General features: G+C 40.5%; 23 protein-coding genes. 19 read left to right on the top strand and 4 right to left on the bottom strand.

Annotated features, from left to right (window positions below; all coding sequences use genetic code 11):
- Positions 1–36 precede the first annotated feature (36 nt).
- From E4K67_RS06875 to E4K67_RS06865, 3 genes are all read left to right on the top strand, one after another.
- Positions 37–585 carry a tripartite tricarboxylate transporter TctB family protein gene (locus E4K67_RS06875; protein ID WP_158408410.1) on the top strand — a complete coding sequence of 183 codons (549 nt, stop codon included), beginning with the start codon at positions 37–39 and terminating at the stop codon, positions 583–585.
- Between the two features lie 82 nt (positions 586–667).
- Complete coding sequence (locus E4K67_RS06870) at positions 668–2,209, top strand: tripartite tricarboxylate transporter permease (RefSeq protein ID WP_243454354.1); 1,542 nt, start codon at positions 668–670, stop codon at positions 2,207–2,209.
- 310 nt (positions 2,210–2,519) lie between these two features.
- Positions 2,520–3,128, top strand: a complete 609-nt coding sequence (locus tag E4K67_RS06865) for a 3'-5' exonuclease (RefSeq protein WP_135545667.1) — start codon at positions 2,520–2,522, stop codon at positions 3,126–3,128.
- Between the two features lie 56 nt (positions 3,129–3,184).
- Here the strand turns inward: E4K67_RS06865 and E4K67_RS06860 are convergent, their stop codons facing one another.
- Positions 3,185–3,502, bottom strand: coding sequence for an MGMT family protein (locus tag E4K67_RS06860; protein ID WP_135545666.1), 318 nt, complete (start codon positions 3,500–3,502; stop codon positions 3,185–3,187).
- 473 nt (positions 3,503–3,975) lie between these two features.
- Between E4K67_RS06860 and E4K67_RS06855 the strand changes: the two genes are divergently transcribed.
- The 8 genes from E4K67_RS06855 (at position 3,976) to E4K67_RS06820 (ending at position 12,188) form a co-directional block, all read left to right on the top strand.
- Positions 3,976–4,896: a decaprenyl-phosphate phosphoribosyltransferase gene (locus tag E4K67_RS06855; protein WP_135545665.1), complete on the top strand. Its 921-nt coding sequence runs from the start codon at positions 3,976–3,978 to the stop codon at positions 4,894–4,896.
- A gap of 240 nt (positions 4,897–5,136) precedes the next feature.
- Positions 5,137–5,853 (top strand): response regulator transcription factor, encoded by a 717-nt coding sequence (locus E4K67_RS06850; RefSeq protein WP_135545664.1) that lies wholly within the window; start codon positions 5,137–5,139, stop codon positions 5,851–5,853.
- Between the two features lie 22 nt (positions 5,854–5,875).
- The gene (locus E4K67_RS06845; RefSeq protein WP_243454353.1) at positions 5,876–7,252 is read left to right on the top strand and encodes a sensor histidine kinase; all 1,377 of its coding nucleotides are present in this window, start codon (positions 5,876–5,878) and stop codon (positions 7,250–7,252) included.
- A gap of 77 nt (positions 7,253–7,329) precedes the next feature.
- Positions 7,330–8,637: a hypothetical protein gene (locus tag E4K67_RS06840; RefSeq protein ID WP_243454352.1), complete on the top strand. Its 1,308-nt coding sequence runs from the start codon at positions 7,330–7,332 to the stop codon at positions 8,635–8,637.
- 4 nt (positions 8,638–8,641) lie between these two features.
- Positions 8,642–8,998: an EamA family transporter gene (locus tag E4K67_RS06835; protein WP_135545663.1), complete on the top strand. Its 357-nt coding sequence runs from the start codon at positions 8,642–8,644 to the stop codon at positions 8,996–8,998.
- 327 nt (positions 8,999–9,325) lie between these two features.
- Complete coding sequence (locus tag E4K67_RS06830) at positions 9,326–10,708, top strand: NAD(P)H-dependent oxidoreductase (protein WP_158408409.1); 1,383 nt, start codon at positions 9,326–9,328, stop codon at positions 10,706–10,708.
- Between the two features lie 34 nt (positions 10,709–10,742).
- A complete protein-coding gene (locus tag E4K67_RS06825) occupies positions 10,743–11,375 on the top strand; it encodes a TetR/AcrR family transcriptional regulator (RefSeq protein WP_135545661.1) in 633 nt (210 codons plus the stop codon).
- A gap of 141 nt (positions 11,376–11,516) precedes the next feature.
- Positions 11,517–12,188 (top strand): hypothetical protein, encoded by a 672-nt coding sequence (locus E4K67_RS06820; protein ID WP_135545660.1) that lies wholly within the window; start codon positions 11,517–11,519, stop codon positions 12,186–12,188.
- On the opposite strand, the gene kamA is transcribed toward E4K67_RS06820, so the two are convergent.
- A complete protein-coding gene (kamA, locus tag E4K67_RS06815) occupies positions 12,172–13,443 on the bottom strand; it encodes a lysine 2,3-aminomutase (protein ID WP_135545659.1) in 1,272 nt (423 codons plus the stop codon). The two genes, E4K67_RS06820 and kamA, sit on opposite strands and share 17 nt — an antisense overlap.
- A gap of 454 nt (positions 13,444–13,897) precedes the next feature.
- A complete protein-coding gene (locus E4K67_RS06810) occupies positions 13,898–14,794 on the bottom strand; it encodes a metallophosphoesterase (protein ID WP_135545658.1) in 897 nt (298 codons plus the stop codon).
- 372 nt (positions 14,795–15,166) lie between these two features.
- On the opposite strand from E4K67_RS06810, the gene E4K67_RS06805 reads away from it, so the two are divergent.
- From E4K67_RS06805 to E4K67_RS06795, 3 genes are all read left to right on the top strand, one after another.
- Positions 15,167–15,850 (top strand): Crp/Fnr family transcriptional regulator, encoded by a 684-nt coding sequence (locus tag E4K67_RS06805; RefSeq protein WP_243454351.1) that lies wholly within the window; start codon positions 15,167–15,169, stop codon positions 15,848–15,850.
- A 136-nt stretch (positions 15,851–15,986) separates the two neighbouring features.
- Positions 15,987–17,936, top strand: a complete 1,950-nt coding sequence (cooS, locus tag E4K67_RS06800; RefSeq protein WP_135545657.1) for an anaerobic carbon-monoxide dehydrogenase catalytic subunit — start codon at positions 15,987–15,989, stop codon at positions 17,934–17,936.
- Between the two features lie 87 nt (positions 17,937–18,023).
- Positions 18,024–18,839 (top strand): ATP-binding protein, encoded by an 816-nt coding sequence (locus E4K67_RS06795; RefSeq protein WP_243454350.1) that lies wholly within the window; start codon positions 18,024–18,026, stop codon positions 18,837–18,839.
- A 273-nt stretch (positions 18,840–19,112) separates the two neighbouring features.
- On the opposite strand, the gene E4K67_RS06790 is transcribed toward E4K67_RS06795, so the two are convergent.
- Positions 19,113–19,961: a patatin-like phospholipase family protein gene (locus tag E4K67_RS06790; RefSeq protein ID WP_135545655.1), complete on the bottom strand. Its 849-nt coding sequence runs from the start codon at positions 19,959–19,961 to the stop codon at positions 19,113–19,115.
- Between the two features lie 357 nt (positions 19,962–20,318).
- Here E4K67_RS06790 and E4K67_RS06785 point away from each other — a divergent pair, with 357 nt between their 5' ends.
- The 5 genes from E4K67_RS06785 (at position 20,319) to E4K67_RS06765 (ending at position 25,051) form a co-directional block, all read left to right on the top strand.
- The gene (locus E4K67_RS06785) at positions 20,319–20,609 is read left to right on the top strand and encodes a type II toxin-antitoxin system Phd/YefM family antitoxin (protein ID WP_135545654.1); all 291 of its coding nucleotides are present in this window, start codon (positions 20,319–20,321) and stop codon (positions 20,607–20,609) included.
- A complete protein-coding gene (locus E4K67_RS06780; protein ID WP_135545653.1) occupies positions 20,606–20,932 on the top strand; it encodes a type II toxin-antitoxin system RelE/ParE family toxin in 327 nt (108 codons plus the stop codon). The genes E4K67_RS06785 and E4K67_RS06780 overlap by 4 nt, the downstream gene beginning before the upstream one ends.
- Positions 20,933–21,306: 374 nt before the next feature.
- Positions 21,307–22,209 carry a DUF2156 domain-containing protein gene (locus tag E4K67_RS06775; RefSeq protein ID WP_135545652.1) on the top strand — a complete coding sequence of 301 codons (903 nt, stop codon included), beginning with the start codon at positions 21,307–21,309 and terminating at the stop codon, positions 22,207–22,209.
- A 39-nt stretch (positions 22,210–22,248) separates the two neighbouring features.
- Positions 22,249–23,136 carry a GNAT family N-acetyltransferase gene (locus tag E4K67_RS06770; RefSeq protein WP_135545916.1) on the top strand — a complete coding sequence of 296 codons (888 nt, stop codon included), beginning with the start codon at positions 22,249–22,251 and terminating at the stop codon, positions 23,134–23,136.
- Between the two features lie 751 nt (positions 23,137–23,887).
- Positions 23,888–25,051 carry a phosphoglycerate dehydrogenase gene (locus E4K67_RS06765; RefSeq protein WP_135545651.1) on the top strand — a complete coding sequence of 388 codons (1,164 nt, stop codon included), beginning with the start codon at positions 23,888–23,890 and terminating at the stop codon, positions 25,049–25,051.
- Positions 25,052–25,094: the final 43 nt, after the last annotated feature.

Here is a 25,094-nt window from a genome sequence, read left to right as displayed (position 1 = left end):
CTAGTCTACATTACTGACGGGATGGGGGGCGTAACAGTGAAGAAAGAAAAATTTCAGCAGCTAATAATCAGTGTTTTCCTTATACTGTTTGGCTGTATTTGCTACTATCTAGCAAGTCGATTTCTTGTTACCAAGGCACCAGGGCGGCTTGGACCAGATTTCTGGCCCAAGATGTTATCTCTATTAATCATTATCTTTTCAGTTGGTGATGTAGTAATCCTACTTTTGACTAAGAAAAAACAGGCTTTAGAAGATCAAATTAATTCACCTGAAGATACTGCTGTAGAGTTTGATATTTATAGCCAAAAGTATCCGCTTCTCTTATTGGGAGGTTTTGTAAGTACTGTTGTTTACATCTACTTACTCCCTATTTTAGGGTTTAGCCTTTGTACTGTTCTATATCTTGCCGGAATAATGTATTTAGGTCGCTATCGTAATATCAAGGTGATAATAATCAGCAGTTTTGTTGGCGCCTTTACTATCTTTGTCGTCTTTAGCAAGATTGTTTATATTTCCTTACCCACAGGAATTGGGATTCTTGGTGATTTTACTTTTCTAATGTATAGAGTACTTGGGGTTAGTTAGTTTTAACAATATTAATTTCCACCAGACAAACGGACCTTCCAATACCTTTAATCTAAATGTGTACTTACCATTAGAAAGGGGCGTGAACACCATTATTCAAATTATATCCAACATGGGTCAGGGAATAATTGCTGATTTGAATCTGTTCACTTTACTGATGATTCTGGTTGGGTCGATTGTTGGTATGGTATGCGCGGCAGTTCCTGGCTTGACACTTATTACGGGTGTTATATTAGCTTTGCCGTTTACCTATGCCATGGATAGTACCAATGCGATTATTTTGTTAACCAGTATATATCTAGCAGGTACGTATGGAGGCGCATTTCCGGCAATATTATTTAAGATTCCTGGTGATCCGATTCATGTACCATTGCTCTGGGATGGTTATCCGATGGCTCGCCAGGGATTGGCAGCAAAAGCTTTGGGTTGGACTCTAGTGGCTACCGTTGCGGGTGGATTATTTTCCATAATCCTTTTGGTTTTAGTTTCAGCGCCGCTGGCTCAGGTCGCTCTCAAGTTTTCTAGTCCCGAGTATTTTGCTATAGTTTTTTTAGGGTTAACAAGTGTCCTGTTTTTAGGTAATGTTTCATTACGTCATAGCATTGTATCCTTGGCCTTAGGACTTTTGATAGCTACCGTAGGAGTCGAGGGAATGTTTGGGGTGGATAGATTTACATTTGGTACTCCTTTGCTCCGTGGAGGTATCGATTATCTGAATGTTCTAATAGGGGTTTATGCCGTTGCGGAAATATTTGCCAGGCTGGAATTTGGCTTTTCGGCCCCAAGTTTAGATACAGCAAGTACAGCCACTACAACTCTGCCGTCGTTCAAGGAGCTCAGACCGAGATTAGGTACTTATTTAAGGAGCGGCATTATAGGGACCTTTATTGGTTTTGTGCCCGGAGCTGGAGCGACTATCGCTTCCTTTATCGGGTATGGTATAGAACAACAGGTTGGTCCGAACAAGAAAGAAATGGGTAAAGGAGCACCTGAAGGGATATTGGCGAGTCAAACGGCAGCTACAGCGTCTGTCGGAGGAGCTTTGATTCCTTTACTTACCATGGGAATACCAGGAAGCGGGGCAACGGCTATTATTCTGGGAGCATTTTTATTGCACGGCATTCAACCTGGGCCGGCAATCTTCCTAAATAATGGACCCCTTATCTATGCAATTTATGGATCATTATTTATTTGTGTAATCATGATGATTTTTCTAGGATTCTTGTCAGTAAGACCTCTTATGAAAATCTTACAGGCGCCGGAAGCAGTAACATCTTCATTTATTCTAGTACTCTGTATGTTAGGAGCCTATGCACTCCGGTCGAATTTACAGGACGTATGGATGTTATTAATTTTCGGAGTCGTGGGTTATTTCTTAAACCGGTTTGATTACCCGACCACCCCCTTAGTATTAGGCGTAATTCTGGGCCCGTTAGCGGAGAGTTCCTTTTTGACGACGATGATCAGCTTTAAGAATGATTGGACCGTCTTGTTTACGCGTCCAGTCAGTGCAGTATTTATGACAGTATCTATCCTCAGTCTAGTAGTGGCGATTCTATTGCCTATGTGGAATAAATACAAGGAGAGAAAATTAAATAAAGCACATTCTGATCAGCTTCCATAATAATTAGACCGTCCTTTTTACAGGGGACAGTTTCCTTATTGTTACTAGTATTCAAATTTTGACTTAGCTATCAATAACCTTACAGTCAGAATCAAAAACCAACAGGCTTTAAGGCGAAGCTCGATGTTTCAGGACATCGGGCTATTATTAATGTGCTCGAAAATGTGCCTGCTTTTAAAGCGGTATAACGAAATTGAAGGAGTTTGTAGAAGGGTTTAGCAGAATAATGCAGAATTAAATCATTGGTAAGACTATGCTACATAGATTTGATTGGCTTACTCAAAGAATGGAGAAAAATAGGGGGAGTTCAATGAGAGCCGTATGTATCGATTTCGAAACAGCGAACGGATTTATCGGAAGTGCATGTTCAGTGGGAATTGCAGTCATTGAAGAGGGGCAAATAATCGACACCAAGTATTGGCTTATAAAACCACATTCCGAGTATGCTCATTTTGATCCTTTCAATGTCATGATCCATGGAATTAAAGAAAAAGATGTCAAGGACGCCCCAGAATTTGATCTAATTTATGCGCAAATTGCACCGCTCTTTGAAAATGCCTATATTATTGCTCACAACGCCTCTTTCGACATGTCCGTATTGCGCCATGTTTTGGATTTATACGATATCCCATATCCTGAGGTAGAATATTTATGTACATATAAAACGGCCCTAAAGACGTGGAGTGGTTTAGATAACTATAAACTTGATACTGTTTGTAAATATATAAAGCATGATTTTGAGCATCATAACGCATTAGCAGATGCTACTGCTTGTGGCAATGTTTTAATGTCAGCTCTATCCGTAAATGGAGTGTCATCAATCAGCGAACTCGCTTCTCTTGTGGGGATGCGGCTTGGAAGATTATACGCTGGGGGATATAAACCCTGTAGCATTTCGAAGCAACGTAAAAGGGCCTAAAGGAAATGCGCCCGAAAAAATGAGAAGTACTTAGTCCAAACCTTTGAACAACATAATTAGAGTTCTCCTCTAAATGCAAAGTTCCACAGATACTTCTTCAAATCCACGCACCCGTTTTCCTTTAAATGGATACCTTCGTTGGAGAGGAGTTGTTTTTGATCTGCCCATCCGGGAGTTAAACGACCGTGGCAGTTTACAACTCGATGACAGGGGATGCAAAGGAAATCGGGGGCATGATGCAGTGCTTGTCCAACCATTCTTGAACGTCGTGGGTAACCTGATAAAAAGGCAATCATTCCGTATGTGGCGACACTACCGAGGGGAATATCCAAGACGATCGCATAAACTTTATCCGAGAATTCTTTTCTGTTCAAGACTATTCACCTAGCCGATCTTCTGTTATACCTGTATTATTGACGATACACATTATTAATTCAAGGACACAGGTGGCCGAAAGTTTGATCCTGAGTATTTTTATATTAATGCGGTGAATAGAGCATTCATGAAGATTAAGTGATTAGGCAAAGCGCATCATGATGAGTGCATGGGATCTAGGAAAAAGCAGTACGCTGATAGGTTATATCTTAGAAGAAAAAATTTTGACTTGAAGTCGTTTCCGCTGATATGAAACGGCTGTTTTTAATGACCCTTTTGGGCGTTTTTTTTATTCCCATTCAATATTTCAATGTGCAATTTTGATGGTATGGAGGATTATAGTGTGTACTATACCTTACCTTTGCTTGAATTAATAAAACCTTCATAAATTCTTCAGAAACTTCCTTAGTCATTCTTCATTAACCTTATATAAAATAAGACAAGTAAATCTGGCCGATAAGGGGAGAAAACATTGAAAAGTACAGTACAGGCCGTAGAATATGGTGAGGATTCTTTAGTCTCCAAAAGAAGTCTTCGAGCGCTATGGCATTTAGCACGTCCTGCACAGTGGACAAAGAACTTATTTGTTTTTGTGGGTATTATCTTTTCAAACCAATGGAACGATTCAGGATTAATTCTACGAACTATTGTAGCGGTAATGGCCTTCTCACTTGTTTCTAGCTCAGTTTATATCATGAATGATTTAATTGATCTAGTAAGAGATCGGTTACATCCGATTAAACGCTACCGTCCCCTTGCAGCAGGGCTAATCTCTCTTTATAGTGCGAGATTACTTCTTTTCACATGCTTAACTTTGGGTTTGTTACTCGGCTCCATAGTATCCCCCATAACGGTAGGATTGCTTGCTGTTTATTTCATTCAAAATATTGTTTATTCAAAAGTTCTGAAACACGTAGTTATCTTAGACGCTTTCTCAATTTCGTTTGGCTTTATGCTGCGTATTTTCGTGGGAACATGGGGTTTAGGGATAGAGCCTTCACGCTGGTTATTACTCTCAGGTTTAATGGTCACACTCTTTTTGGGGTTTGGGAAACGACTCGCTGAATCAAACAAGTTATCGGCACAATCATTTGCTCATCGACCCGTTTTAGGGAATTATAGTTTAGGGTTATTAACTCAGTTGATTGATATCACAGCAGGTGGTGTTATTATTTCCTACAGTTTATATACTTTAGATGCTAGCACTGATGCCCTTCATCAAACTACAGCTTTAATTTATACCGTACCTTTAGTCATTTATGGTATTTTTCGTTATCTGTTTTTGATTCACAAAGGTGAAAGTGCAGACCCCTCGAGGGTGCTTGTAAGTGATCCTCACATTATCATTACGGTCTGTTTATGGTTATTAAGTGTTATCTGGATTTTAAATTGAGCAATTAGGATAAGCATACCTTTTTACTATATTCAATACTTTGGCGTTTCTTTTTGGAGTTCTTTCGAGGCATTGGCGTATTTTTTATTCTGCTTGGAGTAATTATGTTGTTGCCAAGAGCTCCTAGTGCAACTGGCTTGTATTGAAGTGCCGCGCAGAGCGGGTTAGAATCATTAGAGAAGATAGAATAAGCACTTGTTCTATGTTGGCCTTTAGAGTTTTGAGAGGATGAATTTATGTATGAATAATAGTAGCATACTCATAGTGGATGACGAAGAGGATATACGGAAGTTGCTGGCAATCTATTTAAAAAGTGAGGGGGTTCACGTATTAACAGCGGCGAACGGACTAGAAGCTTTGGCAGTCTTAGAAAGGAGCAAAGTTGATCTAATCATTTTGGATATTATGATGCCGCGAATGGATGGTATCCAAGCTTGTATGAAAATCAGGCAGGAAAACAACATGCCCATCATCATGCTTTCGGCAAAAAACGAGGACATAGATAAGATCTTAGGTTTAAACGTTGGAGCAGATGATTACATCGCCAAGCCTTTTAATCCCCTTGAAGTCGTTGCACGGGTTAAGTCACAACTTAGACGGTTTAAAGACTTAAATGATTTTCGACCTACATCTGAAAACGAAATAAAGATCAACGGGCTTACTATAAACACCGCTACTCATGAAGTTAAGGTCGATGGTATGGAAGTAAAACTTACCCCCTTGGAATTTTCTATACTTGAAATTCTCACAAGGAATAGAGGAATAGTATTAAGCTCAGAAAAGATTTACACAGAGGCCTGGAATGAACCTTTTCGCAATTCGGATAATACGGTGGCTGTTCACATTAGAAATATTAGAGAAAAAATTGAAGTAAATCCCAAAGAACCAAAATACATAAAGGTTATTTGGGGGGTGGGTTATAAAGTTGAAAAATATAATAATAGTGTCAATACTTAAAAGAGTAAAGCGGGTTTCATTTATGATTAATTGCTTACAGAGAAGCCTAAATCGAGAACTTATCCTAGCAATAATTTTCTGTCTAATTGTCTCGGGAACTGTTTATTGGCAGGTGCAAGAAGTTAGCTTTGATGACAGCGGCGGGGTTGTGGGCGTTGTGAACAAGGCAAATAGCGCCTTTGTAGAAATTAACCAACTTTATGCTGGCCGCAGTGATCAAGAGGCCGGCGCTGATTATCTTAGTAGACTGGCGAACTATTACCAATTAAAGATAGCCATCGTTGAAGGGCAAGGGAATATCACTCTCAAATCAGACAATATTGACGAAAACAAGTTAGATTTGGAACAAATAAAGAAAATACGGGCGGGTAGTTATACTGGGAAGCCGATCGACTTTTATGGTGTATACCCTATAAAATTCAATTCGCTAGACTCTCAGGTTATCATAATGGGTATTCCTCAGATGAGAACAGTAGTGACTTACGGGAGAGATCCTTTGTTTGCTATAAGTGTCGCTATCACTGTATTCATTAGTTTATTAGTACTTCTCTTAAGAACGAAGGTCAAGTATATTAAGGAAATCAGCGATGGCATTCTGGAAATTTCTAAAGGAAGTTTGGACTTCCGGATAACCAAAAAAGGCCACGATGAATTGGGCTTACTTGCGGAAAACATAAATAGTATGTCTGAGCAACTAAAAACTCAGATTGAAGAAGAAAGAAAAGCAGAAAGAAGCAAGAATGAACTAATAACGAATGTCTCCCATGATCTAAAAACACCCTTGACCTCAATTATTGGCTATTTAAGGTTAGTAAAAGATAAAAAATATGAAACTTATGAGCAAATGAAAGAGTATTTAGATACTGCTTACGAAAAATCCGAAAAACTTAGAATGTTAATTCAAGACTTGTTTGAATATACCAAGCTTGCAAATGGTGATGTGCAGATAAAGAAAAGTAAAATTAATCTGGTTGAACTTATCGAACAGGTTATGGGTGAATTATCCTTAATGGCTAGAGAAAATCATGCAACGTTTTTAAAGGTTTATCTCAAAAATGAAGTTAGTGTTGAAGTCGATTCTGATAAAATCGTTCGAGCGATTGAAAACATTTTAGTAAATGCCATTAAATACAGTTATAGGCCTGGAGAAATAAAAGTACAAATCGCTCAAGAAGATAAGACAACGTTAGTAATAGTAGAAAATAGTGGCGATACGATTCAGAAAGAAGATCTGTCACATCTATTTGATCGATTCTTTAGAGTGGAGAAATCCAGGACGTCAGATATCGGAGGTTCAGGACTAGGGCTGTCCATAGCCAAAAGTATTGTGAAGCTCCATGATGGTGAAATATGGGCGGAATCGGAAAATAATAAAATACGAATTTTTGTTAGATTGTAACGCTCTTCTTCTGAGCTTAAAATACTACATCTACGCCGGATTTAATGGGGAGATAAATAAGTGAATGAGGTTGTGCTTTGTTTTCAGGTGAGGATAAGGACGAGAAAATATTAATGAGTTTAGGACTAAAACAAGAAAGATGTTTTTATTATTGGGTTTTAGCCCTAGGATTTGCTGCAGGCGTACTATGGATTCTTTTGGTGCGAACAGAGCCTGTTTCCGATTTTAAGTATTATCACAGGATAGCAACTCAAATAGCGAATGGGGGACAATGGGGAGATACCTACACCACAGTCGGCTACCCTATCTTTCTAGCTCCTTTTTATTGGTGTTTTGGGGCTTCAATTTGGGTAGCGAAGGCGCTTAATCTGGTTCTAAGCACTATAAACAACCTGCTGGTTCTGCATATCCTCGAAAAAACAGGAATACGTGAGACACTCCGCCAACGAACCTTTGTGCTTTATGTCTTATTCCCAATGAATATCTATTATAATAGCATGCTCGCATCCGAGATTCTGTTTACAACACTCTTTTTACTAGGCACTTATCTTTATTTAACTGATATAAACTATAAGTACGTATACATTGGGCTCATAACGGGGTTGAATACCATGGTAAAACCCTATTTCCCGCTCTTTGCCCTAGCTATAATTCTAACTGACTTCTTGGGCCATGAAAAATTATGGAAAAGCATGAAAAACGGTGTGGTTGTTCTTCTCGTGACTGGGGTGATCATTGCCCCTTGGTTATATCGTAACTACAAGCTTATTGGCGAGTTTACCTATGTCTCTAATAATGCTGGGATTGTCCTTTATATTAACAATAACACGCAAAACAAACTCAGTGGTTGGATGCTCGCGGAAGATGTTGAAAACTCCGTTGTTAATAGGCCAGATTACAATTTGGCAAACTCTACTCAAAAAAATATTATGCTGAGTCGTGACGCGAGGGAATGGATTATGGGCCACCCAAGAGAATTTGTCTGCTTAGGTTTAAAGCGACTCTCAAAAACGTTTATACAAGCTGGAGATATCGATTACGCGTTTCAGGGAAGCGGACTGCTCCCATTCCTTCAAGTTATTATGTTTAGATTTTCAGAATTTGTGAGAATGCCTGTGTTTCTAGGCGGAGTCGCTAGCATTGTTATTCATACTTTGCTTTATAGTTATCTGACAGTGGGAAATCGCCTGACAAAAAGGAGCGCTCGGTTTGTTCTAAACTTTGATGGAGGAAAAGGACGTCTTTTCCTGATTATAACCTTCTTGATGTTTGCCGGGGTCTATTTTATCACGGAAGGGCAAAGCCGTTATGCCTTTCCAACCGTGTTAAGCCTGTGCGTTTATGCGGTAATGGGTATTGAGGGAGTAAAAAAATTGCGAGGGTGAAACAATGTTAGGTTTAACAATTATATCCGTGCTTCTTGGAACGATGGGCCAACTATTGGTTAAAGTCGGGGCCAAGCATTTAGAGTTGGATTTTTCAAGTGCTCATTTGCTTCGGAGTCTCTTAGCCATTGCGAAAAATCTGCCCGTGATGTCCGGCATGGCTCTGTACGGCCTGAGCTTTATTCTTTGGGTAAAGGTATTAAGCAAAGTTGAACTCAGCTACGCATATCCGTTTATAAGTCTTGGGTATATCGTGATTCTATGTTTCTCCTATTTTGTCTTTAAAGAGAGCATATCCGTTTTTAGAGCTATCGGTACATTGCTCATTATGGTTGGTGTAGTGTTTGTGGCTGGTTCGTAGAACGCACATAGAGAGTGTAACCGTAAACAAGTTGGGGATTTGGCACGCAAAAGCATCAGTCTACATGCGGTCTTTATGTTAATACCGATGGTGCATAATATCGCCCGAGTGCGTCATATAGCGCTACATTGAGAAATTTTAGTTCAAATTTTAAACAATAACTTCAAACGCATAATCTATCGCGGGTGTGGATTATGATTGACAATCCAGTATAACGTTGTTATAATTTAGGCGTAGCATAACAACGTTATACTCATTCTTACACCAGTGATCATGCATGTCCTGAGTGTAAGAATGAGTAGCGCAGTGAAAGGAATGATACGTATAATGAAGATTGTAGTGCTTAACGGAAGCCCTAAGGGTGATAGTAGTGTTACCATGCAATATGTAGCCTTTATGCAGAAAAAACTCCCGCAGCATGACTTTAAGATTGTCAATATAGCCCAGAGAATCAAAAAAATCGAAAGTGATGAACAGATATTCGGGGAAATCACTGGGGAGATTAAGAGCGCCGATGGTATAATATGGGCTTTTCCTCTGTATGTCTTTTTGGTTCATTCGGGCTATAAGCGCTTTATTGAACTGATAACTGAGCGGGCGGCTGGGGATATCTTTCAAGGTAAACATGCCGCCATCCTAACAACGTCTATTCACTTCTATGATCATACGGCGCACAATTATATGCATGGCATTTGTGATGATTTGAATATGAAGTTTTATGCCTCCTATTCTGCGGGGATGCATGATTTATTTAAAGAAAAAGAAAGAGCAAAATTACTGGATTTCTCACAGGGCTTTTTTGAATCAATTACCCGGGATGCGCCCGCTATTAAGGTGTATCCGGCACTCATAAATCAAAGTCAAGAATACGTACCTGGAACAGATCTTGTTCCGGTGAAAACACATGGTCGGAAAGTGGTTGTTCTGACGGACTCCAAAGAAGATAATATAAACCTAAACAGACTGATCGGAAGATTTGGCGATCTTCTCAGTGGGCAAGTGGAAGTGTATAATCTGCACAGCCTTGATATTAAGGGCAGTTGCCTTGGCTGTATTCGCTGTGGGTATGACAATACTTGTGTATATAGTGGCAAAGATGAGTTTATTGATTTTTACAACAGCAAGCTAAAGAGCGCCGATATCCTCGTTTTCGCGGGAACCATTCATGACAGATATCTATCGTCTTTATGGAAGACCTTTTTTGATCGAGGATTCTTTAATACTCATACTCCCTCTTTTTCAGGATTACAGATTGCTTTTCTAATCAGTGGTCCTTTGGGTCAACTACCAAATCTTCGACAAATCATGGAAGCTTATACCGAATGGCAACAGGCTAATCTAGTGGGGATTGTGACAGATGAGCATCCTAACTCTGCTGAAATTGACGGAATGCTCCAGGAATTGGCTCAGCGCAGCATTGATTACTCGAATCTTCGGTATGTCAAACCAGCAACGTTTCTGGGTGTGGGTGGAACTAAGGTTTTCCGGGATGATATCTGGGGGCCTCTGCGCTTTCCATTTAGAGCGGATCATCGTTTTTATAAAAGTAATGGGATTTATGATTTCCCTCAGAAGGATTACTCTTCTAGGATGCAAAATTATTTCTTAGGATTGCTGGTTAAGATTCCGTTTATTCGCAAAGAGATTTACGGTAAGCTAATGATTACAAAAATGGTTGAACCTTTTAAAAAGCTTGTGGCTAAGATATAACTAATTACGGGTTACTAGATATGGAGGGGCTATAATGGAGGACATCGATTCAAGAGAAACTCGATCAATCATTTTAGAGCGAGCGAGAGAGCTTTTCTTGGCGCTCGGTTATCACAATACGACAATGCGGGCCATTGCCAAGGCGGCGGGGATTTCTACTGGCCCCTTGTACTTTCACTTCCAAAATAAAGCAGAAGTCTACTTTTACATTTGTAGTGAGGCACTTGATTATCTGATCGCTGACTTCCGCCGGGCTGCGGGGGAAGCTACCCATGCCGCCCTGCGCCTCAAGAACATATACAATGTATACAAGTCTTTTTATTACCGAGAGCCACAACTCTTTGAAATTATGCATCTGGCGACAAATATTATGGGAGGTATCGACCTTTCCCAACCACTAGAAGAAACTTTAAATAAAAAATCCCAGGAACTTGTTATGATTATGGAGGGTGTTGTCCGGGAGGGAATAGCATGTCAGGAACTACGCCCAGTTGATCCCAGCAAATTGGCTCTTTACCTATATTCGGTTGCAGAGGGCGTATTTCATTCGAACCGTACAGGAGTCTTACAGCGGGCAGAGGTTAGCCTCGATGAAATGATTGAGACTGCGATTGATCTCATTGGATACTCATTATTTGAGAAGGAAGGAATACAACACCAATGCTAAGAGGGGGGAGGTTGAAACATAATCGACAAGTTGATTATAGAGAAGAGCTAACAGTTTACTCCCATCAAGTAACGCTCATACTTTTGGCAAAGATGACGATATATAAGAATAAGGGTATTTAAGAAAATTGGAGGAATTTTCATGACACTTATTCCAATATCAACCTCAGTACAAAGTGGGGTTACCAACGCGGTGAAAGTTATTGCAAATGAGCATACATCCAAAGTGGCGGTCACTGATGCGACGCAAGTAATTCCAGTCCCTGAAGCTGCTGTATACGAGACCTCAGAACAAACGACGACCAACAACACCAAGAAAATGTATACCAAGGAGTCGGCGACACTGAGCCAAATTAACCAGCAAGTTGAGGCGAAACTAAGTAATTTGCGGGGAATAGTAGAAAACCTTATCAGTATGCAGAGTCTGAAAACAGGCGAAGGCAAAGGCCTAAACTATGATCAAATTTTGAAAAAATATGATGGTAAACTAAAGGAATTTTATCAAAATCTAGAAGTGGATGATTCAACTCGCCTGAACGCGCAACAGGAAATTTCCGAAGACGGTTTTTGGGGTGTAAAGCAGACTTCGACAAGGGCAATAGACTTTGCAAAGGCCCTTTCAGGGGGAGACCCCGCCAAGCTAGGTTTATTGAGAGATGCCATAGAAGCAGGATATAAGGCTGCCGAAAAAGCATGGGGCGGTGAATTGCCGGAAATCTGCAAACAAACCCAGGAGGCCACCCTGAAAGGACTCGACGACTGGGCGAATGAAGCGAAGGGAGAGATCCAAGCCGTCATTAAGGGTGCGGAGTGATTTTATCACGCCTAGCAATTCGATTGTCTGATTTAGGTACAAGGCTTAGCTTTTTCTCTCTAAAAAGCTTTTCAATGCCAGTGGGAAGCTGATCCTCATATTGACGGCAATAATTGCAATGATGACAATCAGTTTTCTTTACTTCTGGCTCTGTATAAGCACAAATAACGCCTTCAAAGTTTCGTAGAATTACTTTATCTTCAGATTGAGATATTAAGTATTGTGGGCTTACTGGGATTTTACCTCCCCCTCCTGGTGCATCGACAACAAAGGTAGGAACGGCAAAGCCAGAGGTATGTCCACGCAGCAGTTCAATGATTTCAATCCCTTTGCTGACGGGTGTTCTAAAATGTTCTATTCCAGACGATAGGTCACACTGGTATAGGTAATAGGGGCGCACACGCATCTTTACCAAATCATGGACCAATCTTTTGATGATATACGGGCAGTCATTAACCCCTTTTAGAAGAACAGTTTGATTACCGAGAGGTACTCCTGCGTCTGCGAGCTTCCTACACGCTTCGATTGCTTCCGGTGTTATCTCCTGAGGGTGGTTAAAATGAGTATTAAGCCATATTGGATGATATTTACGCATGATATTACATAGGTCATCCGTTATTCTCTGGGGTAAAACTACTGGTGTTCTGGAGCCAAAGCGAATGATTTCAACATGTTCAATTGCTCGGAGACTGGATAGAATGAAATCGATACTTTCATCACTTACCAACAAGCTGTCTCCGCCTGAAATTAAGACATCTCTAATTCTAGGGGTGTTTTTTATGTAGTCAAATGCTTTTTGCAGATATTTCCGGGGCATAGCGTTATCGGTTGAGCCGGCCATTCTTCGCCGGGTACAATGACGGCAGTACATAGAACATTGGTCGGTTATAAGCAATAGGACTCTGTCCGGATATCGGTGTGTAAGTCCTTTTACCGGAGAATCGCTTTCCTCCTGTAGAGGGTCTTGCATATCACACTTAGCTTCTTCCATTTCCAGAGCGATGGGAATAGCCTGTTTGCGGATTGGATCTTCAGGATTGTTAGGATTAATAAGTGTAGCATAATAAGGGGTGACAGCCATCCGTAGTGTTTCCAGGCAGTGGCTAATACCGTCTATCTCGTCCTCTGTGAGTGTCACGACCTGTTTCAATTGTTCAACAGTGGTTACTCTGTTAGCAACTTGCCATTTCCAATCATTCCATTGCTCTGCTGATATATCTCTCCACAAGGTAATATCTTTATAATCTCTTTGCATAGCTAACTCCTTCTAAATAAATATGTAACTAGTTTTCCACTTAATCATTGAGGTATACCTGATTCGCCGGACCGGGAAGTTAAGATGGCCTATGTTCTTCCTACTGTCCGAGAACGTTTGGGCAGAACATTAGAAGATCATGACTGTAAGCGAACATCATGTCAGGTAGGTATTTTACCGGTATCAAACGAACGATCGTTTATTATTCGAACCAGATCTTGTAGATAGGTATCAAAAAGAGCATTCGGAGCGGACAAGATGCGTCAGATGTAATAGCTGTGTCACAAAACCTGGTCGCAGATGTATCCAAAATCAGAAGCCTACGCTTGAAGAAACAATGAAAGCTTAGGAGGTACATTAAGAGCATTTAAAGGCGTCATGGGAGCATACAAATCTAGCACTCTATATTGGGGTCAGAGAATGGAGGATTCAGATAGTGTACCCTCGTTAGGCACTATTGTTGATATACGTAATCCTTTAATTCTCTTGGTCCTGCCAGTATTTCTCTGCCTATGAACAAGGTGCCGTCATTCTTTGTTTTGACGTCCCATTTGACTAGTGTAATATTACCTTCTGCAATTTCAATTCCCGTTATACAACGAGGATGGACACTACTTCCATCATTGAAATATTGGGGTTCACCTACTTCAGGAAACCTAGGTCTATGAGTATGGCCAGCAATAAGCATCTGCTTTTCTCGGGTTACCCACTCAATAAGTCTATTTTCTACCGCATCTTTTTTGTCATAATTTTTGGCTGTACTTGTAGGATCATTTACCCCGAATGACTCAAGGGGTCGCCATAAATACCTAACCAGAAATCTACCCAATCTCCACAATTCATAATCTATCAAACTTACTTGATGCCCGTGGATCAAGAGGATTTTTTGATCTGTTACCCTATGCCTTAAAACTAGCCCCTCATGAAGCTTTATATTCTCGAATAAAGGGATATGCTTTTTCTCCCGTTCATCAAAGTATTGGTACAAATTGTTTTCGACAAATTTAGGGTCTCTCTTGACCATATCATGGTTTCCGAAAATAAAATGTAGTCTACCTTCCTTGAAAAATTTAGAAAGAAGCCAGAAAGCATGGCTATGGACATATATTATGTCAGAAAGCTTTTTGTTCTTCCAAAGTTCATCACCATCACCAAGCTCTATATAAGTATAGTTTTCATTATAGTAATGGGTCAGCGCGGCAAAATAAAGATTTTGGTTCTTCGAGAAATCATCTGCCCAGCCTCCATCACCCCTATGGATGTCGCTCATTAAAATAATTCTGGAGGAGTCGTCAAAGGGAATTTCATCTGCTGATTCAAAGACTTTAGTAATACGTGTTAAATTATTCATTTCTAGCCCTCCAAAAACAGAAAATCGCATAACACAGTAGAATCTAGGAGATATCTATAAGAAACCATTTGGGATTCATCCAATCGTGAGGCTCCCACTTTACAAGTGGGAGTGGTACTTCTGCGTTCCGCTTCGGTGGGGTAGAGTCCCCTACGGAAGTCTCGATGTTTAAATTAATTGTGAACGAGTTCACTACATAGCAGGAGGTCTCTTTTAACTTAATATATTAGATTTATAGAAAAAGGGTGCTTTGCTGCACCCTTGATTTAGTCTGGTCACCTATTCATCTTTCAGTTAGCGTCGTTGACAATCCTTGTGCAATATCATATGCTCTATCTGATAAAATAAGGGTAGGAAAAAGAGGTCAGAACAATGAAACCTAAGCTATCTCAAATTGACATTGATGAATTGCTTAAAATTCCCCTGCTTAAGGCCTTGAGCGAACAACATTTACTGGCCCTAAATCAATCCGCTCACGAACGTTCATTCCGAAAAAAAGAATGTATCTTCACCCCGGAGAAGCATGCGGACTTTATCTTAATTCTCCTTAAAGGTAAAGTTAGAATATATCTCAGTTATCCAGACGGCAAAGAGTTTACGATCGCCTTCTTAGAACCCGGCGATGTCTATAGTAGCCATTCGGGTACTTTTGCCGAAGCAATGGAAGAAACGATCGTCTGGACCATCGACATTAAAGTCTTTCGCGGCTTGATGCTACAAGATCCAGTGGTCTTGATTAGCATGGTCAAAGTCTTAGGAGAAAGCTTGGGAAACACTCTAGGAATCATTGAAAATCTTGTTTTTCGCGACGTTGGTAAACGGTTAGCGAACTTTTTGATACAAGCTGCTAAGGAAAAAGGACAGACTACTGAACAAGGTACCCTAGTGAACTTAGGCTTAACATTCGAAGAAATAGCTTCAGCTGTAGGAACATCCCGTCAAACTGCCTCTACATTCCTCAACCGTTGGCAGAAAGCAGACATCTTAATTTTGAACCGCAAATCGTTTGTTATAAGAGATATTCAGGCTTTGCAAGACAGTATGGAAGAAAACTAAAATTAAAGAATTGTATGTAAAAATAAGAAAACCATCAGCATCCTGACGGTTTTCTTATTTTTTATCTTCTATAATCAGAATAGTTGAACTGTTAAGTTCAGCAAGGAAAGCAATCATTCAATTTAAGGAGGAAATTATGATCAAAACCTTTTTGGCTACAGATCTGACAATTGATACCGGAGTACAGGAACTTCTCTTGAAAGCAAATTCTGAAGGGATAGAGACAGCCTTTGATCGAGCCAAGCAACAAGAACCTCACTGTAAGTTTGGCTTAGCTGGAGTTTGCTGCCGACGTTGCATGATGGGACCTTGCCGTATAAGTTTTGGTGAAAAAGGGGCGAAACGAGGGGGCTGTGGTGCAACGGCTGATCAAATCGTCGCTCGCAATCTACTAACCCTCATCGTCGATGGGGCGACACCCCATGTCGAACATGCCCGCGAAGTGGCACACACGCTTTTAGAAGCTGCAGAGGGCATAGCGCCTTATGAAATTAAAGGGAAAGATAAGTTATGGAAGATCGCCCTTGACTTGGGCTTAACCCTTGAGGGTAAGAGTACGAACGAAGTGGCAAAGGAAGTTGCGTTAATAGCCTTGCAAGATTTCCAGAAACAGACTGGGGTAGCCACCTGGCTGAGTTTGCATGCCCATGCCAAGTCCGTTGAAACTTGGGAAAAATTAAACATTCTACCTCGCAATGCTCACTTGGAGATTGCCAATGCCATTAATAAGGCTGCTATGGGGTGTGACAGTGATCCACTCAACCTTCTCCTCGGAGTTATGACCATGGCTCTTGTTGAAGGGTATGATGGGCTACACCTCTCAACCGATCTTTCGGACGTGCTTTTCGGCACACCAAAGTTAGTCAAGGCTCAATATAATATGGGAGTCATAAAAGCGGATTATGTAAATATTGCGGTTCATGGCCATATTCCAATGGTTTCGGAAAAAGTGGTGGAATGGAGCCGGAAACTAAACGGGGAGGCAAAAGCTTTAGGAGCCCAAGGGATTAATGTCATCGGGATATGCTGCAGTGCCAATGAATTATTAATGAGGCAAGGGGTTTCTGTGGCAACAAACTTTGCTAGCCAAGAGTTGGCGATTGTGACAGGGGCTTTAGAAGCGATGGTTGTCGATGCCCAATGTATCATGCCAGGCTTGCAAAAAGTTGCCGAATGTTATCACACGGAATTGATTTCCACCTTGCCTAACATTAAGATTGAAGGATCTAGTCACGTCGAGTTTTCTCCGGCTAAGGCTGATCAGATGGGCGAGGAAATTGTTCGTAAAGCACTAGCCCGGTATACAGAACGCGATATGGTTAAACTACAAATACCAAAAGGAACCGTTGAAGCTTATGCCGGATTTTCCGTGGAACAAATCGTTGAAGTGCTTTCCAAGATCAATCAGGAAGATCCTCTCCAACCCTTTATTCAAGCACTCACAGATGGGGATATCTTAGGTGTGGTAGCCATTGTTGGGTGTACCAATCCGCGAGTGAAACAAGACTGGGCTAACACAGAATTAGCAAAGGAACTTTTAAAACATAATGTTCTAATTGTGGCAACTGGCTGTTCGGCACACTCTCTAGGTAAATTCGGTCTTCTGTCTCCAGAAGGCATTGAGTATTGTGGGCCGAAGCTCGCTAACGTGCTGAAAACAATGGGTGAGGCGAATGGGCTGACTTCGTTGCCTCCGGCGTGGCATATGGGAAGCTGCGTAGATAATTCCCGCATCGATGATTTACTGGTTGCTTTGGCCAATCGAGTAGGAGTAGGGGTGCGCGATTTGCCGGTTGCTGGATCAAGCCCAGAACCTCAGAGTCCAAAGGCATTGTCAATTGGTACTTTCTTTATAGCCCAAGGAGTCGATGTTCATATCGGTCTCAACGCTCCCATAAGCGGTTCACCTTTTGTAGAGAATGCTTTGACGGGAGATAAAGGGGATTTTGCAGTAACAACGGATGAGCTGTTCGGGGGCAAGTTGATTTATGAAGAAGACCCCATTAAAGCGGCGCATGTATTACTCCAACGAATTATTAAGAAACGAACAGCGTTAGGCTTGCAAAGCCCCGATCTGGAGTTTTAACTCATAGAATCTGGTAGTTCTTAAGTCATTATGGCAAAGATGTTGTTTCAATTCATACGGATCGAAGTATTTCAAGGAATAAAGATAATGGGAAGGGAAACAACAAAAATGAGCGTAACTAATAAGGGTGTAAAAATTGCTGTTTCCGGTAAAGGTGGGGTGGGTAAAACCACCTTGGCCTCTCTTCTATGTCATTTATATGCCCAAGATGGACAGCGTGTCCTTGCGGTTGACGCTGATCCGGATGCTAATTTGGGGACTGCGCTAGGATTTCCTCCAGAGCTACTCGCTGAGCTCACTCCAATTTCTAAGGAAGCGAAATTAATTAGAGAGCGCACCGGTGCAGAACCAGGCTCAATCGGGGCAATGTTTAGCATCAATCCCTACGTGGAGGATATTCCTGACACTTATGTGGCTAGGCATAACGGAATCAAACTGTTGCGGATGGGTTCAGTAACCTTGGGAGGATCGGGCTGTGCCTGCCCTGAGAGCACGCTATTACGCAATTTGTTAGAGCATATGGTCTTAGAACGAGACGAAACCGTAATTGTGGACATGGAGGCTGGTTTGGAACATTTCGGGCGCGGAACGGCGGGTGGGGTAGATGCTTTTATCGTCGTCGTCGAACCGGGCAAACGGAGCTTTGAGACTGCCCATTCAGTCGTTAAACTTGCCAAGGATATTGGGGTTAACCAGGTGTATGCCGTCATTAATAAAGTCCACCCCGGTCAAATGGAAGATATTCAAAGGGAAATGAACTTTATTCCAATCTTAGGATATCTACCCTATGACCCTATGGCAGTGCAGGCTGATCTCACAGGTCAAAGCCTCTTTGATTTAAGTCCGAAATTCGTGGAACTCGCCAAAGAAATTAAAAAACAAATCGAATCTTTATTAGGTTGAATTACAATATGGAGCATAGTTGCACTTGTAAGTATAAAATCCCTCCCGCTGCCGAAATACGGCAACCGGGAGGGATTTTATACTTATTTAGCTACCCGGAGGGTTAAAGCGCTAAAACTGTATCTTTCTTGTTTTTTTATTTTTATTTGACGGAAACGCCTGTGTTTAAATAAGGGGATTATTTTAGAGTAGCAGAAAGGCGATTGCAGCTCAAGTCCCTCTAAAGTGGTAATAGCTGTCGACCTAGACTAACTTATAATAAGTGGTTGTCGTTTATTGATTGACAAATTCCATAATTCTCTCATAAGAACGTTTAGTATCATTGTATCCGTTGTAGAGTAGCCCATAAAGTTTCTTAGGATCTTTTTCTAAGCGACCAACTTCTAATGCAAGGGAAGGTCTTATAACAATGACCTTGCCTTCGTTCTCAAGCTGTTCAATATAATCCAACGTTTCATTGTAATTCTTATAACGGTTTAGCATGGTTTCTATCAATAGGGGATAATTTCTATATTTGAATTTGAGTAGGGCGTTAAATTTTCCGGGACTCTTTCTATATCCCTTATTCCTAGTTAAAACAATTACATTCTTGGTATTGCCATCTTTAATAGATTTCTTTATGGGTATGGAATCGGAAATTCCACCATCTAATAGTTTATAGCCTTTATAGTCGACGATAGGGGATAACATTGGCAATGAAGCGGACGCCCTTAACGCTTGGAATTGCTCACCTAAATCATCCTTATTTAGATACATCGGTTTACCAGATAGACAATCAGTTGCACCGACTAAGAAAACAGCAGGCGATTTGTAAAAGGTTTCAAAGTCAAATAAGACATGCTTATTGGGAATCTCATCAAAAATGAAATCCATACCAAAGTATGATTTGCTCAAAATCAAATTTCTAAAACTCATGTAACGCCAATCCTTAATGAACCCGATAATGACCTTTTCATTTCTCTTCGGTTGCCTCGAAATATACGAAGTAGCATTACATGCTCCGGCGGACACTCCTATTACATAATTGAAATATAAATCTTTCTCCATAAAATACTCCAAGACGCCACAGGTATACAGTCCCCGCATACCGCCGCCTTCAAGCACAAGTCCAACATTTTCCAAATCAAACACCCCATCATTTTAGCCCTCTCCTACATGCTGGATTGCAGGTGATAAAATATAAAAGCCTTCCTCCTTTTGAGAGAAAGGCAGTTAAAACTAAGCAACAACCTCAAGCGAAGTAGGGATTTGCGATAGTAATTATTTCAGTAGGCTTAAAAACCTAAAATAACTATAGCATGGTAACTTTTAACATACAACCTAGGTTACATGAAAGTTCTTGATTTCATTTCAGAATTTAATTGAGGGAGGAAACGATGAATACAATTACTACCGAACCAGTACAGGTTGAGGATCAGATTTACAATTCTTGACGAGCCGGACTTAATTTGGTACTATATTTGTATAGGGGATGATACAATGAATATTAAAGAAGATATTAGACCCATATCGTATATAAAAGCCAATGCTGCCGAGATTCTGGAACAGGTGAATGAGACCCGGAGACCTGTCTATGTGACCCAAAATGGAGAGGCTAGGGCTGTTTTAGTAGATACTGAATCCTATGAAAACATGAAGAAGGCTATTGGCTTCTTAAAATTAATGACCCAAGGGGAAAGGGATATTGTTGAAGGGAAAGTTTTATCACAGGAAGACTTTTTCTTAGACTTAGATCGTGAATTAGACAACTATGATACTGTAAGATCATGACTATAAGCGAATATCATGTCTTTTGGACACAAACTGCACAACAGGATTTGATAAAAGTAATTGAATATATTGCAGCAAATAGCCCCATTGAAGCAAGACGAGTTTATCTTGCCATTAAACAAAAAGCAGATAACTTGAGGCAGATGCCTTTACAAGGACGGATTGTTCCTGAAATGAGATATCATAGTATCCTGATTTACAGAGAATTAATTAGTCCACCTTGGCGAATTATTTATAAGACTGAAGAGAATAAAGTATGGGTGCTTGCTGTGATCGATGGAAGAAGAAATGTAGAAGATATATTACTTGAAAGATTCATTTAGTTAGAGTCATTTCTAGTTGTATATGGCTTGGATATTCAGATTATCAATGCTAAAAGGATTAGGGATAAGTATGATGTTGACCCGTTAGTGAAATTAGTTATTGTAAGGATAAAAGTTCTCCGTTGCCGAAACACGGCTACAAGAGAGCTTTTATCCTTATTTAGGTACTGTAAGGATAATTTGTTACAACCGTATCTTTCCTGTCTTTTTTTATTTGGCGGAATTATATTGTTGTCAAGCGTCGCCAGCGCTTAGGTTGAGTTAGATGCTGGTGATTGGGAGAGTCTATTAAAGGTCTGCATTGTATACGGATTTAATAAGGTGTATATTATACGTTATATATATAACAAATATGATGAATTGATGGAGAGAAAATGATTACCTTTAAAAAAGTCGAACTGAGCGATAAGCAATGGATCGATCCCCTTCTTGCCACAGCAGATATGCCTGGCGGTCATCAAAACTTTACAAACATTTTTGCCTGGTCAGAAATCTATAGCTATCGGCTGGCACGTGTCAATAATTACCTTGTGGTCAAAGGAGTGCTTAATAATTCCCCCTATTATTTTTATCCTGCGGGTACGGGTGATATCAAGACTGTTTTGGAGGCCCTGCAAGAAGACTCGGTTTCTTGCGGTCATGAATTTGTCTTAGCTGGAGTATCTCCAGAGGATATTGCCGTGATGAATCAAGTGCTTCCAGAGCACTTCGAGTATAAAGAGATGCGTGATAGCTTTGATTATGTTTATCTTCTGGACAAGCTAGTCACACTGTCCGGGAATAAGCTTCACTCTAAACGTAATCATATCAACAAATTTAAAAAGGAAAATCAAGACTGGAAATTTGAACAGATATCTTTAGAAAATTTAGCTGAATGCTGGGAGATGAATCTGCATTGGTGCAGAGCTAATTCCGATCACGTGGATGAGATTGCTAACGAAAGTTGCGCTGTGCGTCGTTGCTTTAACAATTTTACCGCTCTTGGTTTAGAAGGCGGACTTATTCGGTTAGATGGCAGAGTGATTGCTTTCACGATGGGAGAAAGGTTAAATTCGGACACTTATATCATTCATATTGAGAAAGCCCTTGGTGAGATAGAGGGTTCTTATCAAATGATCAACCGTGAATTTGCTGATTTAATTCAAAAGAACTATCCCCAACTGATTTATGTGAACCGCGAAGAGGACATGGGCTTTGAGGGATTAAGGAAGGCTAAGTTATCCTATCGGCCGGATAGGATGGAGGAAAAATACTTAGCGACATATTTCGAGATATAGTAGTTATTTTAGAAATGGTAGATGGAGATTGAAATTAAGATGCATGAAATCAGACTGGCCCAAAAAGGCGAGACCGTTCGCCAAAAAGAGATTTGGAAGCTGTGCTTTGGAGACTCTGACAGTTATATTGACTTCTACTATGCTAATAGGTACAAAGAGGACGAAACGGCTGTCTTGCTTCATGATGGAGAGATTGCGGCTATGCTTACGATGATACCTGTCAGAACGGTTACTCCTGATAAGCGAAGCTATAATACTGTCATGTTCTACGCTATCGCAACCCACCCTAAATACCAGAACCTAGGTTTTGCAACTCACTTAATGGACTTTAGCAACCAATGTCTTATGGCTAGGAATAATGAGCTTTCTGTCCTAGTTCCGGCTAGTAGGCAACTTTATGACTATTATCATAAACAGGGATACCAAGAAGAATTCTATATTAGGGAGGCTCTGCTTAGCCACGATAGGGTAGAATGTTTGCCAATCTATAGAGCTTGCCAATGTACGATCTCATCTATTACTCCCCAAGAGTATAATCGGAGAAGGAATATTCAACTTAGCGGCAGACTTTTTATTTCGTATAATGATGAAGATATTGCTTATCAGCAAAAATTGTCCCAACAGTCTGGAACGGACATCTATGCTTTAGACATTGAAGATATTCAGGGTTGTTTAACGGTTGAAAGAATTTCTTCAGAGAAGGTGCTAATCAAAGAAATCTTGCTCCCTGAAGGTTTTATGAACGTCGCTATCAGACAGATCGTCCAACAACTGCCTGCAAAGGAATATGTTCTACGCACACCTTCTCACTTGGGGGGGGAACTAGGTGGTACAATTCGCCCTTTCGGAATGAGTAAGGTGTCTAGAGAAAGTGATTTACTGATAACACCGGAAGATCAAGGGTATCTGGGGTTTGCCTTTGATTAGGAACAAAAACGCCAACATTGTTTATGAAGGATACTAAACTATGTTTGGCGTGACAGTTTAGGCCCTCCCGCTGCCGAAATACGGTTTTGGGGGGGCCTAAACGAGATTAACGAGATTAACGAGATTTTGTGCCCTCGCGATTAAGATTGATCCCTTATAATTAAGACAACTGTCTCCCAGGAGAACATGCCTGTTATATAACTTATATAAAAAGCTATTATATCTTAAAAAAATATCTTGACACTTTGCGCTTAAGAGATTAGTATTTACTTCAATAGCACGATATAAAAAGCTAACACGATGAAGGGAAGTCCTAAGCACATGTTCTTTAAGAGAGCTGACGGTTGGTGCAAGTCAGTCTAGCATGCGAAGGATTCCAACCTGGAGTGGCCAATGATGAATTGTGACGGGTTTCGCCCGGTATAGCGGATATGAGTTGGCAGTTTTTGCAACTTGGGTGGCAACGCGGGAATAACCTCTCGTCCCTTTATAGGGATGAGGGGTTTGTTTATTTTGAAGAGACCTTGTCTAACGCTAATAATCGTTAGTGTGTGTGAAAAAAATAAAAAGGAGGCCCTTGTGAAATGGCGAGAGTTATTGGATGCTAAATTTGTACGAGAAGCTAAAGTAATCGGACTTGAGAGCGTAATGGATATAGAATCGTTGGTTGAAGGAGAGTAAGTAAATAATCAAAGAAAAAGATTAGTTGAACACAGATAACACAAATAAAAAATTAAAGGTGGGCGAAATAATGTTTAAGATAAACTGTATGAATGCTATAGCAAATGTGGGACTGGACTTATTTACGGATAACTATGAATTGGTTGATAACTTTAACGATACAAATGCAGTGATTGTAAGAAGTTCAAGTGTTCATGATTTGGAATTACCACCCTCATTAGTAGCTATTGCTAGAGCAGGAGCGGGAGTTAACAATATTCCTCTGGATAAATGTGCAGAAAGTGGGGTTGTAGTCTTTAATACTCCGGGCGCTAATGCGAATGGAGTTAAAGAAATGGTCATTGCCTCATTAATCATTGCAGCTCGTAACATTGTAGGGGGAGTTAACTGGGTAAATTCTTGTGGTCCAGATCCAGAGGTGGCTAAGCTTGTGGAAAAAAAGAAATCAAAGTTTGTTGGTAAGGAGATTAAAGGAAGAAAGCTTGGAGTCATAGGGCTTGGGGCTGTCGGAGTTTTAGTTGCTAATGCAGCTAATAAACTTGATATGGAAGTCTACGGGTATGATCCGTTTATTTCAGTTGATGCTGCCTGGAACCTTTCAAAGTATATCAAGCACAGCAAATCTTTAGACGAGATCTTTAGAGAGTGTGATTTTATTACGGTTCATGTGCCTTCTACGGATGAAACAAAAGGGATGTTCAATAATGAAACCTTTGAAATTATGAAAGATGGCGTCGTAATCTTGAACTTTTCCAGAGATACTTTAGTGAGAGATGAGGATATGATTGAAGCCTTAGGGTCTGGAAAAGTAGGTAGCTATGTCACAGATTTTCCAAATCCCATGGTATGCGGTGTTGAAGGAGTTATAACCATTCCCCATTTAGGAGCTTCCACAAGTGAATCAGAAGATAACTGTGCGGTTATGGCGGTGAGGCAATTGATGGATTACCTTGAAAATGGAAATATTAGAAACTCTGTGAATTATCCAACCTGTGACATGGGTGTATGTATGCAAATTGGTCGTATTGCAATTAATCATAAGAATATACCAAATATGCTCAGCCAATTCACATCAACTTTTGCTAGAGAAAACATTAATATTCCCGATATGATTAATAAAAGTAAAGGTCAATATGGCTATACTATCCTTGACATTGAAGCACCCGCTACTCCAGAATTCGCGCAGAAGCTCAGAGAAATTGACGGGGTATTGAAGGTCAGAATTATCAAGTAAGTAAGTAAGTAAGTGAGTGAGTGAGTAGTAAGTAGTAAGTATG

The sequence above is a fragment of the Desulfosporosinus fructosivorans genome, from assembly GCF_004766045.1.
GTDB classification, from domain to species: domain Bacteria; phylum Bacillota; class Desulfitobacteriia; order Desulfitobacteriales; family Desulfitobacteriaceae; genus Desulfosporosinus; species Desulfosporosinus fructosivorans.
This window is presented reverse-complemented; position numbering and strand designations above follow the sequence as displayed.

What these genes read in the sequence shown, in the direction of transcription:
- cooS (WP_135545657.1), top strand. Translation starts at nt 15,987, where the DNA reads ATGATCAAAACCTTTTTGGCTACAGATCTGACAATTGATACCGGAGTA.
- E4K67_RS06780 (WP_135545653.1), top strand. Translation starts at nt 20,606, where the DNA reads ATGACTATAAGCGAATATCATGTCTTTTGGACACAAACTGCACAACAG.
- E4K67_RS06805 (WP_243454351.1), top strand. Translation starts at nt 15,167, where the DNA reads ATGAAACCTAAGCTATCTCAAATTGACATTGATGAATTGCTTAAAATT.
- E4K67_RS06825 (WP_135545661.1), top strand. Translation starts at nt 10,743, where the DNA reads ATGGAGGACATCGATTCAAGAGAAACTCGATCAATCATTTTAGAGCGA.
- E4K67_RS06865 (WP_135545667.1), top strand. Translation starts at nt 2,520, where the DNA reads ATGAGAGCCGTATGTATCGATTTCGAAACAGCGAACGGATTTATCGGA.
- E4K67_RS06845 (WP_243454353.1), top strand. Translation starts at nt 5,876, where the DNA reads ATGATTAATTGCTTACAGAGAAGCCTAAATCGAGAACTTATCCTAGCA.
- E4K67_RS06830 (WP_158408409.1), top strand. Translation starts at nt 9,326, where the DNA reads ATGAAGATTGTAGTGCTTAACGGAAGCCCTAAGGGTGATAGTAGTGTT.
- E4K67_RS06850 (WP_135545664.1), top strand. Translation starts at nt 5,137, where the DNA reads ATGAATAATAGTAGCATACTCATAGTGGATGACGAAGAGGATATACGG.
- E4K67_RS06770 (WP_135545916.1), top strand. Translation starts at nt 22,249, where the DNA reads ATGCATGAAATCAGACTGGCCCAAAAAGGCGAGACCGTTCGCCAAAAA.
- E4K67_RS06820 (WP_135545660.1), top strand. Translation starts at nt 11,517, where the DNA reads ATGACACTTATTCCAATATCAACCTCAGTACAAAGTGGGGTTACCAAC.
- E4K67_RS06795 (WP_243454350.1), top strand. Translation starts at nt 18,024, where the DNA reads ATGGGAAGGGAAACAACAAAAATGAGCGTAACTAATAAGGGTGTAAAA.
- E4K67_RS06835 (WP_135545663.1), top strand. Translation starts at nt 8,642, where the DNA reads ATGTTAGGTTTAACAATTATATCCGTGCTTCTTGGAACGATGGGCCAA.
- E4K67_RS06765 (WP_135545651.1), top strand. Translation starts at nt 23,888, where the DNA reads ATGTTTAAGATAAACTGTATGAATGCTATAGCAAATGTGGGACTGGAC.
- E4K67_RS06810 (WP_135545658.1), bottom strand. Translation starts at nt 14,794, where the DNA reads ATGAATAATTTAACACGTATTACTAAAGTCTTTGAATCAGCAGATGAA.
- E4K67_RS06775 (WP_135545652.1), top strand. Translation starts at nt 21,307, where the DNA reads ATGATTACCTTTAAAAAAGTCGAACTGAGCGATAAGCAATGGATCGAT.
- E4K67_RS06785 (WP_135545654.1), top strand. Translation starts at nt 20,319, where the DNA reads ATGAATATTAAAGAAGATATTAGACCCATATCGTATATAAAAGCCAAT.
- kamA (WP_135545659.1), bottom strand. Translation starts at nt 13,443, where the DNA reads ATGCAAAGAGATTATAAAGATATTACCTTGTGGAGAGATATATCAGCA.